This is a genomic window from Pseudoalteromonas sp. S1608 (assembly GCF_005887265.1).
Lineage (GTDB): Bacteria > Pseudomonadota > Gammaproteobacteria > Enterobacterales > Alteromonadaceae > Pseudoalteromonas > Pseudoalteromonas undina.
In genome coordinates, this window is the sequence record NZ_PNDK01000011.1 from 1 (window position 1) to 12,054 (window position 12,054).

Consider the following 12,054-nt stretch of genomic DNA (forward strand, 5'->3'; position numbering starts at 1 on the left):
AGCTTTCAAGATAAAATTTGCAGCAGTCTGTTTGGTATTTAGGCAAGGCAGAGCCTATGTGGTGTGGTAATTCCCCATAAATAGGCGATTACGCAGCATCAATGCCAAACAGGGGCTGCCCGAAGGGTTCTGCCTAGGGGCGATTTACTCTTTGTTGCTCGGTTTTTACTTAGCCCACTAGGTTACAAACCTCGCGCCGCGATTAAATAGCCCCTAGTTTGAACGAATCTTAATCCGTAAAGGTCAACAGACCCTAGTTTAATCGGCTGTTATTTAACTAAACGCCACCTCCATGAAGTGGCGTTTAATATAGATATAGCGTCATGAAAAGGCCTTTAATTTAAACTTTAAACAATCGTACTTATTTTATTTCTACCTTCTGTTTTTGCTCGGTATAAAGCCGTGTCTGCGGCATACAATAGCGCCTCGTAGGTGCGGTACTGGTTATTATTTTCACAGGCAATTCCTTGGCTTACCGTAATTTTAACCTCTGGCGGCAAACCTAAGTCGGTAAAGCTCATTTGTGCAATTTGTTGTTGTATATGGTTGGCCACAACGGTGGCGGTTTTTATATCGCAACGGGGTAAAATAATGGCAAACTCTTCACCGCCATACCTAGCAGCTAAACACTCTCTAGATGGAATGCACTGCAATAGCATTTTTGCTATTTTCTGTAAGCATTTATCGCCTTTAATATGCCCATAGGTATCGTTGAATTTTTTAAAGTGGTCAACATCAATTAATATACTGGTTAAAGGTTGTTGGCTTTGAATACTCTCTTGCCAGTACTTTTTTAACGACTCATCTAAAGCTAAACGGTTAGCAAGCCCAGTTAAATGATCGGTTGAGGCCTGTATTTTTAAACGGTTATACATGGCTTTATGAGTACTAAGATCGTGAAGTATGCACACGTACAACTTTTGGACCGATGCGAGACTTTTTGGCATGCTTGATATTGATAAGTCAGCTTCAATCATATCGCCATTGGCTTTGTTTATAGTAACTTCATTTGGGCCAATGCTAAGAGGGGTGTCCTTAATACCAATCCAATTTAATAAGGTCTGTTTATATTTATCAAGGTCTGCACCGTGTAAAAACGACAGTAAATTTTCGCCTATCAGCGACTGTTGAGAGTAACCAAGTAATTGAGCAGCTTTTGGGTTGGCAAATTCAAAACCACCCTGTTCATTAAGTACAAAAATACCTTCGGCGGTGCCATTAAATAATTCAATTAATGCATCAAATTGAGTATGAGAAAAAGAGGATGATAAAGCGCTATCGAAGAGCAATGCTTTATCGTTATCAGTTGCTGCAGTCTTTTTATTGTTAATTTGTTTCGACACGTTTTAGCCTTAGCGTGGTACAGACGTTTTTGATGTCTACAAATTTACTTAAAAAAGTGCAATTAAACCTTTCGGTAATCTTCTTATTTTAACTATTTGATATTTAATAATAAAAATTATGCTTGCACAGGTTTTAAGTAACCTGTGCAGGTGAAAATTAGTTATTCAGCAATTGAAAGTTGTGGTTTTTATAATAGATTAGTAATAAAGGATGGTTATTAATAATGCTGCTTGGTATGTGTTAGCGTTAAGGTGTTTGGCTTATAAAAATTGCACAGGAGTAAATCAGTCCTGTGCAATTTAGAAATTAATTGTTGTTAATTAATGTTCTTCTTTATTTATAACTTGAGGGTCGGTACTTGTATAAGGATTACCATTGCACTCAACATTAAATACCAAACAGGCAGTACCTGGGTTTTTATCGGTGTCGATAATGGTAATTGTGTGGCCGTTATCACTTACTTCATAGCTGAAATCTTGGGCGCAAGGTGTTTCTTTATTAACATCGGTGATAGTGGCGCCAGTAAATAAAAATTCATTTTGAATTGTGGCTTCATCTAAACTATAAATACCTGCGGTTTCGGTTCTTACAACTCCGCCGCCAGTCACATTTTTGCCATCTATAGAGTATGTAAAGTTAGCTTCGTTATCACTGCCTAGTACAATGTTAACTGTAAAGTGAATTTGCGCTTGAGTGTTATTCATATTATTTCCTTTGTATTCATAGTTATAGTTGAAAGTTGTTAATGCCCAGCTTAACTAGGCGTGCTTTTATATGGGGTATCTCGTTTGCTCGATTTAAGCAAGTGTATGCCTGCATCTTTGGGTAAGTTATGAGAAGGCTTTGATTTGTTTCTGCTGTTTTAGCAATGGCTTGAAGCATATTTAAGCAAAAGCGGTCTCGCTTTTCTTTGGTTGTTGCTAATAGTGCTTTAAGTAAGTTTACTCTTATAAGTACTATGCTATCGCCAATTTTAATTTGATCAGCAATATATTGTTGGTAGTTTATATCATTCTCAAGTGTAGTTAATAATTCATGTGCTTTTAGCGGTAACTTTCTATCAATAAAGTATTGTATAAGAGTTAATTGTGTATTAACAGATAGGTTATCTTTAAGTTTTTGATTTTTCTGGAACTTAATTATTTCAAAAACATACTTATCAATACGCTTGTCGTCTGAAAGAACTAGCTGGTGAGATAGGAATCGATAATAAGCACGTTGAAATTCTTCATTCTTAATGTCTTGTAATCGTGCATTATTAATTGTAAGAGTAGCTTTCTCCGCTTTTTTATAAGCTGGTTGCTTGTTAGGTAAATAACTTAGAATGTAACTTTGCTGCATATGTATGTTTGCAGACATGTAAAACAGGCTTGCGTCATTGGGTGAGTAAACAATCATTTTTTCTACTACGGCAACGGCACTTTCTAGCATATCGACTGCTGCATTAAAGTTACCTAATCTCTCTTCTGTTTTTGCCAGCCAACTGATGGTATCGGCTTTATCGCGCAATAAGTTTTTGTTATTGGGTTTTAGCTCAAGGGCTTTATTTTTAAGGGCGAGCGACTCTGTAAAGCGTTGTTTCGCGGCAGTGTAGTTAAATTGCTTTAAATACAAAGAGCCCAGCGAATTATGCGAATACGATAGCTCCATAATCGAGTTAAAATCATTCGGTGCTAATGAATACATTTTCTCGCTGTAGGCATGATATTTTTTAAATAATGGCTCAGTAGCAGCGTAATTACTTTTATCATAATGAAGCTGACCGAGCCAAAAGGCATTAGCACCGGCGAGTGTGAGAAGCTCTAAGTTGTTTGGCTGAATTTTTAATAATGCTTCAAGGCGAATGCGGGCGTTTTCAAAGGCAGTGAAGGCCTCAATGGTTTTACCCCGTGAATAGGCGACTTCACCCATGGCCTCAAGGGTTTGTGCGTACTGAAAGCGACTTTTAAATTCTCCTTGTTGACTGCTAAAGTTAAATAGCGAGCTTGGCTCCTCGACTTGATTGGTAAAATACTCAAGTGCTTTATTACTAATGCCATCAAGTAGGTCCATACGCTTAACGCTGCGTAATTTATCGGCAAAATCACCAACCATAAACCCTAGTAAGCTTTCGGCCTCTTGGCGCTTTTGCTGTGCAAGTTGCTGCGCTTGAAAGCTGGTAACACTCATAAATAGGGCAACACAGGTAAGTAAACAAAGCAGAGCGACGGTGCCGCGTTTTATGGTTGTTTTTGTTTTACTGTGTTTAAGAGAGCTGGTTATAAGCGCGCGTTCGTAATCGTCTAGTTTAAATATGTTGTCGTTTAATAAGGTAACGGCCTCTTGCAATGGTTTACCCGGTGCTAACAGGTAGGCGTTACTTTTGTGCTCATTAAGCCATTGCTGCGTGTGGTGGTGTAAGCGGCTTTTTATAGCAAGGGCATCTTTATGGTCATTAATCCACTGTTTGGCACGTGGCCATTGGCGTAATAATGCCTCGTGGGCAAGGCTAAAGTAGGCTTCTTGGTTTTGTAAATGCGATACAAATAAGCGGCTATCGACCATGGCTTGAACCAGCTCTTTTTGGCTGGTGTTGGTTAACGCTTGCAAGCGGGCTGCGCGGCTAGTAATGGTTTTACCATCTGGGTTTAGCGTTACTAATTGCGATAACACGCTTTTTAGTTGCTGTTGTTGCGCTTTAGAAAGCCCTATAAATACCTCTTCGGCTTTTTTACCAATGGCACCCTCAATACCGCCGAGTTTTTCATACACACTGTGCAATAACTCATTATTATTACTGCGCTGTAAATACAGCTCTTGCAGTGTGTATTGCAACATGGGCAGTGCATCTGGATTATTGGCGGTATCGGCGCAAAGTATTTCATCCAGCGGGGTTTTGGTGTGTGGGTCTTGTGAAAACGTTAAATTAGCGGTTAACGCTGGCAAGCGAATAATTTGTTGTAGTTCATGGCGATTTGGCGGGGTTAAATCGTAATGCGCGCCATGAGCCTTGCCCATCATAAGACTTGGTTGCTCAACCACTAAAGGGTAAAAATCGTTACGACAGGCACTAAATACAATCACCGCTTTAGAGGTCGCTAAACGCTCAATAACAGATAAAAAATGACTTCGGGTGTCGTTACTAAATAGCGGTGAGGAAAGTAGCACTTCTAAGCGGTCTATAAACAAAAACAATTGCGGCGTTTTTGCTGCTGTTTGGGTATTTGCAATTGTATTTTTTAAGCAACTAATAACATTGTCTATGTCATGTTCTAGTTGCTGTGCCAGCGTTTGTGCGCTTAGCCCTGTAAATACTGGAATGTCGTTAATATCCCAATCTAGCATGGCTGAGGCGAGATCTAAATACAGCCTATTTTGAGCTACATCTGCAAAGTCGAGTTGGGTGTACGACATTACTCTAATGCCGTTATAGCCTCGCTCGTCGAGTAGCTTTGGCAGTATACCCGCATTAACTAATGATGATTTACCTGTGCCACTAGGGCCAAGGATTAAACAAAATGCGCGCTGCAATGTTACTTGGTTTGATACGCTCTCTAATAACGTGCTGATGGCCTTATTACGACCAAAAAATAAGTGGGTATCGGTTGGGTTATATGCACTCAAACCTAAAAAAGGGGAGCCGCCTTGCCATGTGTTAACTTGGTTGGGGAGATCATCAGCTAATGGAAACTCAACCGATGCAATAACCCTATAACCACGTTTACGTATGGTTTCTATGTATTGCGGGGCGCTTGCTTTATCACCCAGAGCTTTTCGAAGTTGAGTGATAGTTTTATGCAGAGGGTTATCGCCGGTTTCTGTGTTTGCCCAGCAGTGAGTTAATAACGCGTCGCTACTCACAATCTCTGCTTGATTTTGACACAAGTATACCAGTACATCCATGGCTTTAGGTTCTAGCTGTTTTTGTTCCTCAGCGCGTTGAATGGTGTTACTGGCAGGGGTTATTTGCCATTCACCTAAATAAAAGGGAGGTTGATGCATAATAGGCTCATTTTTATAGTTATAAGTGCACTTAGTTTTTGCTTTATTTATATTAGTAGTACTAGTTATTTTTATTAAGTGTAACAATGCGCTGTGGAAACGGAATTTCTATATTGGCATCATTAATTGCTTTATATACGCCGCCATTAATGGCGAGCTTAGTTTCAATAATTTTAGTGGTAGGAACCCAGTATCGATAGCTAATAGTAACGCCGCTATCAGCAAAGCGCTCTATGCCAATTTGTGCATTAGGTTGTTTAGCAACCAGTTCGTGATTAGCTAATACGTTTTCGATAAGGTTGATCGCAGTATCACTAGAGGCGCTGTAGGCTATGTCTATTTCACCTTTTACTAAAGAGTAGTTAAATGAGTTATGTAGGATTTCGCCAACGATATGCTTATTGGGAATGGTTATTTCTACTTTTTCTTCATTAATTAACACGGTGTGGCCCAGTTCAATTACTTTTACTTGGCCACTAACCCCTTTTACTTCTATGGTATCGCCTACCACAAATGGCCGCGTGGCAATAATAGCAAGCCCGGCGCCATAATTAGAAAGCATGCCTTGTAATGCTAAGCCAGCACCTAAAGAAGCGGCACCTATTGCAGCAACAAACGGGGTAACACTAATGCCAATTTTACCCAACGCAATTATGATCACCATAATGATCAGCAGTACTTTAACTACATTACTAACAAAGTTAGTTAAGGTGATATCAACGTTATGTCGAGTCATCAAATTGGCAACTACTTCGGCAAGTTTTTTCGCCACCCAAAGACCAACCAGTAGAATAAAAATAGCACCGACTATTTGCATACTATAGGTGACTAAATACTCGGTAAGTAGGGCGTAGTACTTTTCAAATTGCTGAATTTCGGAACTGATCATGGTGAGCTCTAGTTTTAGTTATATTGGTATCAACTTACTATAACAAAGTGCTCACTAAAATTGGATATAATAGTGGTACTATCACAGCAGTTAATAGCGCACTCAATGCCATAGCCACCGATGAAAACGCCCCTATTTTTGGATGTTCGGCAATTGCAGCCGCTGTACCTATAGCGTGACAGGCCGTTCCCATTGCAATGCCTTGTGCCTCAAAGTTAAATATTTTAATTAATTTTAGTAACAAAAAGCCAAACAAAGTCCCAAGCAAACCAATAAAAATAACCATAGCAGCGGCTAGCGAGCTGATCCCGCCAAGTGAGTCGGTGACAAGTAATGCAATAGGTGTAGTAACGCTAAGTGCCGCAACTGAAGCGCTGAGCTGCGATGGGACAGCAAATAAAACACTTAATACAAAAGCCACCAGTGTGGCGTTAATAATGCCAATACTGCAGGTGACTAAAATGAGTAAAAAGTTTTTTCGAATATGCATAAACTGCTGATACAAGGGGAGGGCTAACGCGACTATGGCCGGCTCTAATAACCACGTTAACAACCGACTATGCGATGCAAATTGTGAATAAGGTAATTTAAGGTTAACGAGTAATAAGGCAATAATGCCGATACTTAAAAATACGGGGTTCGTGAGGGATTTTAAAATGCTGTGACTTACTCTCACATTGAGCATTTTTAGTCCAAAAAAAAGAGTCATTATAAAAGGGATGGTCAACCACCAAAGGCTTGGCGTTATTGCACTGATTTGCTCATTCATTGTTTTCAGTGCCCTTAAAGTGGCCAACCACACTGGCTACTAAAATTAAGCTACTCAAGGGCACTATAATCATCACAGTGGTTAAAAATGGCCAATGTGTTTTTATAAGTCCCAAGTGTTCAATAAAACCAACGCCTGCAGGAATAAAGAAAATAGGCATTACATTTAAAATAGGCGAGGCGCATGGAGTAAGTTGCTGCTCTTTAACAATGCCTGATAAAAGTAGTACCAGTAAAATAACCATTGCTAATAGTGGCGCAGGAAAACTGGCATCAATAAAGTGCATAATAAGTTTGCCCGCTGCTAAGCAAAGCAAAATGATAGCGCTACTTAAAAAGTATTTCATGACGACGACTCAATACAATAGAGGGTTATCACTTTAACAAATAACGCTGTTTTGTGCATTGTGCCTTAGTATTACCATCAATGTTACCAGCGCTTGGCGTTTGAAAACTCAATACCAGTTTTACCTTTTGCTTTAGCAATGGCTTTTTTTGTATTGGGGTTGCTTAATAAGCGAATTTGGCTCCATGTTTCTTTAGCGAGTATTTTTCGAGCTTGGGCTTTATAGCTTTGTTGAGTTACTCGTTTTATTGCCGCCAATGTGTCAGGTGAACGCGCTTGTAATGTTTCAAGCATTTCTTTAGTTGCTTTATCTGTATCGTCGGTTGTTTTTGTTACTAAACCGAGTTCAAAAGCGTTTTGTGCGTTTATTGGTTCGGCATGGCTTGCTAGCCAAAGTGCTTGGTCGCGTTTTACTAAGCCTGAAAGCATAACATTAGCGCCCATGTCTGGGCATAACCCCCAGCGCGCTTCCATAATGGCGAGTTTGGCATCGTGGTGAACAATTCGGTAATCGGCACCCAGTGCTATTTGCAACCCTCCACCAAGGCAATTTCCATTTATTTTAGCAATTACAGGCACACTCAATGACTGCCAGCCCAGTACGACCTTTTGCGCTAGGTTTTGATTACCAGGTAGCCATTTGAATAGGAGCTTTATGATATTGAATGGTGAGGCCATAACCGCGTTAATATCGAGCCCTGCACAAAAGTGTTCGCCCTCTCCGGTTAATACAACCGCACGAATACTGGCGTCTTTTTTTATATTTTTAATCACTTTGTTAAGCTCAACAAACATAGCAAAGCTTAAGGCATTTTGTTTTTCTACACGATGTAATGTGACGGTAGCGATACCCTGTTTTTTTTCTAATTTTATCATTGTTCACTCCTCTGACCTGTTGTTTGAGCTTATGTTTTTATTGATGTTAAGTAAAGTGGGTGAAGGTGAATAAAAACAAAGTGAATTTTTTAATATACGTGGGGCTTGCTATCTTTGATGGCTATTTAATCTTAGAAGGTCAACAGACCCGTGTGCTAACCAATTTAATAATATCTATAAGTATTAGGAATAAATAAAAAAGTCAGTAATTAACGTGTTTTTTTTATCAAAACCCTAGTAACTTTTGATATTATGATTGTCACTTAAAAGCTCAGAGGTTAACCATTCATGTCAGGTCCACGTTTATTTACGGTAGAAGAAGCAACTCATCAAGCTTATGATATTTTTTTGGAGCTGGCTCCTAATAATTTAAGCGACAAAGATGTTGAAGAATTTAACCTACACCGTGAAGAACTAGGCTTTATTGAAGAAGATGAGCCCGATGAACAGTGGCAAGACTTTGTTGCCCTAGAAATTGAACCTGAGCATTTTATTCAAGTATTAGTGGGCCTTGAGTTTGATAACGAAGACGTATTATTTGCGAAAATTTTAATTAGCCGTGATAAAGACGCGCCTTTTTGTCATATTTTGTGGAAAGAAAGTGAATAATCATTTCTCTGCTTTTTTGTTATTGCCATTTGCAGGAGAACGTATTTTGCGAAACTCCTTTGTATTACTGCTTTTATTATTTAGCTGCTTTAGCTGGGCAGTTGATCCCTTTGAAGATTTTCATGAGTATGGGGAGCTCTCTGATGAAGAAATTCATGAGTTACACAAAGGCGAAATATTGTATGGTGATACCGAATTTGGTTTTATTTTAAGTAAAGGTAACACTAATTCCACCAGTTTTAAGCTTAAAGGGAACCTTTATCAAGATTTTGAAAACTGGCGAAATCAATTCAAAATAGACTCTTTGTACAAACGTGATGAAAATGAAGAAACGGGTGAGTCGGATGTGACTGCTAATCGCGTGTTTTTCTCTGCACAGGGTAACTATAAAATAGGCGTTAAAAACTCGTCTTTCTTTATTTACGGAGATTATGAAGAAGATCAATTTAGCGGCCTTGATTTTAAAAGTACGGTAGCAACCGGTTATGGCGCACGTGTTTATCAAGGGGTTAAAAATAAGGTAGATATAGATATTGGCCCAGGTCTATACCGCTCAGTTGCTGATGATGTGTCAACAGCACTTGAAGACGACAAAGACAAAATGGGTTATTTACTTCGTATTGCAATGCAGTGGGAGAGGTTAGTATCTAAGCGTACCCGATTTAATCAAGATATCAGTATAGAACAGTCTTTGTCTGGGCTTAACTCTCGGTTAAAGTCAGAAACGGCATTAATTAGCCAAGTGGTTGGCGCGGTATCGCTTAAGTTTGCTTATATGTATCGTTATAATTCTAAGCCTGAAGAAGATAAACTAAAATACGATTCAGAGCTCAGTGCCACCTTAGTGTACAGTTTTTAATTTTTAACTTTTTAATAGAGAGTGTTATGTATCAGCATAAGCAGTATGCGGTATTTATATTTGTAGTATTAGCGTGGATCAGTGGTTTTGTTGCGCTTGCATGGAATTTAATTGGTGCCGATGCCCCGTTAATCGTATTTGCTGGTATTTTAGTGCTGGTGGGCTTTTTGTTCCACGGTTTAACCATTAAAGTTGACGAAACTCATATTAGCTGGGCATTTGGCCCTGGTGTTGCAGGCCAAAAATTAGCATTAGAAGACATAGTGGATGTAAAGGCAGTACAAAATTCATACCGCCATGGTATTGGTATTCGCATTACACACGATGGGTGGATTTATTCGGTATCAGGCTTTAGTGCGGTGCAATTAACGCTTAAAGATGGCACTCAGTATCGCTTAGGCACGAATGATCAAGCTGGATTAGTTGCTGCGCTTGAAGATAAAATAACCCCAGTTGAAATGCCAGCAGCAGAGCCTCAAGCCAAATTACGAACACAGAATAATATGCTATAAAAAAAGCGCCTTAGGCGCTTTTTTTATAAACTTATAACAATTTTATTATTTAGCGGGTTTTAGTGCTCGTGGCCACAGCCGCCTTCACCATGTACGTGGCCATGCTCAAGCTCTTCGGCTGTTGCATCGCGTACTTCTAAAATTTCTACATCAAAGTTAAGTGTAATGCCGGCAAGTGGATTATTACCATCAACAATCACTTCTTCGTCTTGAATATCGATGATCATTACTGATTGGTCACCGTCATCTGTGGTTGCACGAAATTGCATGCCCACTTCAATTTCCATACCTTCAAACATTGATTTAGGTACAGCTTGCATTAAGTGATCATGACGCTCACCGTAACCTTCTTCAGGCTCTACTTTTACGCTTAGTGTATCGCCAGCTTGCTTGCCTTGCAGCGCGTTTTCAAGCCCTGAGATCAGGTAACCTGTACCAACGATAAAAATTAATGGCTCACCGCCAAATGAGTTATCAATGGTATTGCCGTCATTATCTAAAACAGAGTAATGCATTTTTACCACTTTATTTGCTGCAACGATCATAGTCATTCCTATTATTCATCTTCAAGAGAGTAAGGTAGAGGCAGAATGTTTAGCTCTACCGAAGGGGTGTGTTTTGCACGAAGAGTCTGATCGATATCAGTATCGTTTGGCAACACGACCAAACCAGTTAAAGTCTGTGTTTGTTCATTATAGCTTTGCGCAATAAGTTTACCTGCGCGGCGCCAGTTTTCACCTAATTGAGTTTCAATGTCGGGTGCTTCGAGTAACCCTTCACTTTGCCCTGAAACGATATACATAGCACGTTTGTTTTTGCCTAGGTACTTCATACGTGCAACGGTTTCTTGGCCTGTGTAGCAACCCTTTTTAAAGCTAATGCCGTCGATGGCTTGCAGATTAACCATTTGCGGTACGTATTCATCAATCGCATCGACACTTAATTGCGGTTCACCAGCGAGTATAGACGCTTGTTGCCATAGGGCATCGTTGTCGAGGGTCGACACGTCGTCAGGTAGGCAAAATTGGCTATCAACCATCAATAAAACGCGGTTTGAAGCAAGTTTAAGGGCTTTACCGTGAGCGAAGTCACAAGCCGTTGCGTCATCGCTGAAGTGAATATCGAGTTGTGTGAGTAAGCCTGTTAGGTCATCACCAAGTAAACCAATTAATCGCTCTGAGGCTTTATTAATTTCAACTTTTGCAAATACAGCATATTTTTTTAATTCAGCAAGAGAGCGTTCTACTTCTGCACTTGAACCAGCTAAAAAGTAACTTTGTTGATAAGAAAATAGCTTAAATACACCCCATAACTTACCTTTTGCACTACAGTGACCTGCCCACAAAAAGTTATCGTTGTTAAGTTTATTTAGATCTTGAGTGATTTGTCCGTGTAGGTACGATAATTTATCTGCGCCTGAGAGGCTAATAACCTGATGTGATAAAGGACATGCATAAACCTGAGACATAAACACCTTCTTTGCAATAACAAATGAAGCCACATAATAACGTAGTTAAAGCGTATGGTACAGCGACTAACAGACGATGTTTTTATAACTTAGTGCTGTTAAATTAACGCGTATTTGGTAAACTCGAGTTAATTAAATATGAGGTTTAAAATGGTTGAAATACATAGTAAAGCACGTATCCGTTGGGCTTGTCGCCGTGGCATGTTAGAGCTAGATGTTTTGTTTATGCCGTTTGTTGAAGAAGCTTATGATTCGTTAGATGCTAAACAGCAAGCGATTTTTCAGCGTCTATTAACGCAAGAAGACCCAGATTTATTCGCTTGGTTTATGGGCCATGAAGAATGTAAAGACGCAGAGCTAAACAGCATGGTTCAGCTAATTTTAGACCGAGTTCGTGTATAG

Annotated in this window: 13 protein-coding genes; 4 read left to right on the plus strand and 9 right to left on the minus strand. The window is 39.5% G+C overall.

Going from position 1 to position 12,054, the window contains the following annotated elements:
- Nucleotides 1–347 precede the first annotated feature (347 nt).
- The 7 genes from CWB75_RS04685 to CWB75_RS04715 form a co-directional block, all read right to left on the minus strand.
- Nucleotides 348–1,343 carry a sensor domain-containing diguanylate cyclase gene (locus CWB75_RS04685; RefSeq protein ID WP_138570018.1) on the minus strand — a complete coding sequence of 332 codons (996 nt, stop codon included), beginning with the start codon at nt 1,341–1,343 and terminating at the stop codon, nt 348–350.
- Nucleotides 1,344–1,664: 321 nt separating this feature from the next.
- Complete coding sequence (locus tag CWB75_RS04690) at nt 1,665–2,048, minus strand: DP-EP family protein (RefSeq protein ID WP_138570019.1); 384 nt, start codon at nt 2,046–2,048, stop codon at nt 1,665–1,667.
- Nucleotides 2,049–2,070: 22 nt separating this feature from the next.
- Complete coding sequence (locus CWB75_RS04695; RefSeq protein ID WP_138570020.1) at nt 2,071–5,325, minus strand: nSTAND1 domain-containing NTPase; 3,255 nt, start codon at nt 5,323–5,325, stop codon at nt 2,071–2,073.
- Between the two features lie 61 nt (nt 5,326–5,386).
- Nucleotides 5,387–6,214 (minus strand): mechanosensitive ion channel family protein, encoded by an 828-nt coding sequence (locus tag CWB75_RS04700; protein ID WP_055013214.1) that lies wholly within the window; start codon nt 6,212–6,214, stop codon nt 5,387–5,389.
- Between the two features lie 37 nt (nt 6,215–6,251).
- Nucleotides 6,252–6,983, minus strand: a complete 732-nt coding sequence (locus CWB75_RS04705; RefSeq protein WP_138570021.1) for an LrgB family protein — start codon at nt 6,981–6,983, stop codon at nt 6,252–6,254.
- Nucleotides 6,976–7,329, minus strand: a complete 354-nt coding sequence (locus CWB75_RS04710; protein ID WP_054201771.1) for a CidA/LrgA family protein — start codon at nt 7,327–7,329, stop codon at nt 6,976–6,978. The genes CWB75_RS04705 and CWB75_RS04710 overlap by 8 nt, the downstream gene beginning before the upstream one ends.
- Nucleotides 7,330–7,412: 83 nt before the next feature.
- Nucleotides 7,413–8,204: a crotonase/enoyl-CoA hydratase family protein gene (locus CWB75_RS04715; protein WP_138570022.1), complete on the minus strand. Its 792-nt coding sequence runs from the start codon at nt 8,202–8,204 to the stop codon at nt 7,413–7,415.
- Between the two features lie 288 nt (nt 8,205–8,492).
- Here CWB75_RS04715 and CWB75_RS04720 point away from each other — a divergent pair, with 288 nt between their 5' ends.
- Genes CWB75_RS04720 through CWB75_RS04730 form a run of 3 tightly spaced genes read left to right on the plus strand, consistent with a single transcriptional unit; the run spans nt 8,493 to nt 10,184 of the window.
- Nucleotides 8,493–8,813, plus strand: coding sequence for an HI1450 family dsDNA-mimic protein (locus tag CWB75_RS04720; protein WP_013465646.1), 321 nt, complete (start codon nt 8,493–8,495; stop codon nt 8,811–8,813).
- A 46-nt stretch (nt 8,814–8,859) separates the two neighbouring features.
- Nucleotides 8,860–9,672, plus strand: coding sequence for a DUF481 domain-containing protein (locus CWB75_RS04725; protein ID WP_138570055.1), 813 nt, complete (start codon nt 8,860–8,862; stop codon nt 9,670–9,672).
- A gap of 26 nt (nt 9,673–9,698) precedes the next feature.
- Entirely contained in the window at nt 9,699–10,184 is a 486-nt protein-coding gene (locus CWB75_RS04730; RefSeq protein WP_036953590.1) for a hypothetical protein, read from the plus strand.
- Nucleotides 10,185–10,243: 59 nt separating this feature from the next.
- On the opposite strand, the gene CWB75_RS04735 is transcribed toward CWB75_RS04730, so the two are convergent.
- Both CWB75_RS04735 and ygfZ read right to left on the minus strand, forming a co-directional pair.
- Entirely contained in the window at nt 10,244–10,729 is a 486-nt protein-coding gene (locus CWB75_RS04735; RefSeq protein ID WP_008111743.1) for an FKBP-type peptidyl-prolyl cis-trans isomerase, read from the minus strand.
- Between the two features lie 11 nt (nt 10,730–10,740).
- Entirely contained in the window at nt 10,741–11,652 is a 912-nt protein-coding gene (gene ygfZ, locus CWB75_RS04740; protein ID WP_054201767.1) for a CAF17-like 4Fe-4S cluster assembly/insertion protein YgfZ, read from the minus strand.
- 150 nt (nt 11,653–11,802) lie between these two features.
- Here ygfZ and CWB75_RS04745 point away from each other — a divergent pair, with 150 nt between their 5' ends.
- Nucleotides 11,803–12,054: an FAD assembly factor SdhE gene (locus CWB75_RS04745; RefSeq protein ID WP_010387788.1), complete on the plus strand. Its 252-nt coding sequence runs from the start codon at nt 11,803–11,805 to the stop codon at nt 12,052–12,054.

Bases quoted from the DNA above. Each gene is read 5' to 3' on its own strand.
- CWB75_RS04690 (WP_138570019.1), bottom strand. From the start codon at position 2,048: ATGAATAACACTCAAGCGCAAATTCACTTTACAGTTAACATTGTACTA.
- CWB75_RS04695 (WP_138570020.1), bottom strand. From the start codon at position 5,325: ATGCATCAACCTCCCTTTTATTTAGGTGAATGGCAAATAACCCCTGCC.
- CWB75_RS04700 (WP_055013214.1), bottom strand. From the start codon at position 6,214: ATGATCAGTTCCGAAATTCAGCAATTTGAAAAGTACTACGCCCTACTT.
- CWB75_RS04705 (WP_138570021.1), bottom strand. From the start codon at position 6,983: ATGAATGAGCAAATCAGTGCAATAACGCCAAGCCTTTGGTGGTTGACC.
- CWB75_RS04710 (WP_054201771.1), bottom strand. From the start codon at position 7,329: ATGAAATACTTTTTAAGTAGCGCTATCATTTTGCTTTGCTTAGCAGCG.
- CWB75_RS04715 (WP_138570022.1), bottom strand. From the start codon at position 8,204: ATGATAAAATTAGAAAAAAAACAGGGTATCGCTACCGTCACATTACAT.
- CWB75_RS04720 (WP_013465646.1), top strand. From the start codon at position 8,493: ATGTCAGGTCCACGTTTATTTACGGTAGAAGAAGCAACTCATCAAGCT.
- CWB75_RS04730 (WP_036953590.1), top strand. From the start codon at position 9,699: ATGTATCAGCATAAGCAGTATGCGGTATTTATATTTGTAGTATTAGCG.
- CWB75_RS04735 (WP_008111743.1), bottom strand. From the start codon at position 10,729: ATGATCGTTGCAGCAAATAAAGTGGTAAAAATGCATTACTCTGTTTTA.
- ygfZ (WP_054201767.1), bottom strand. From the start codon at position 11,652: ATGTCTCAGGTTTATGCATGTCCTTTATCACATCAGGTTATTAGCCTC.
- CWB75_RS04745 (WP_010387788.1), top strand. From the start codon at position 11,803: ATGGTTGAAATACATAGTAAAGCACGTATCCGTTGGGCTTGTCGCCGT.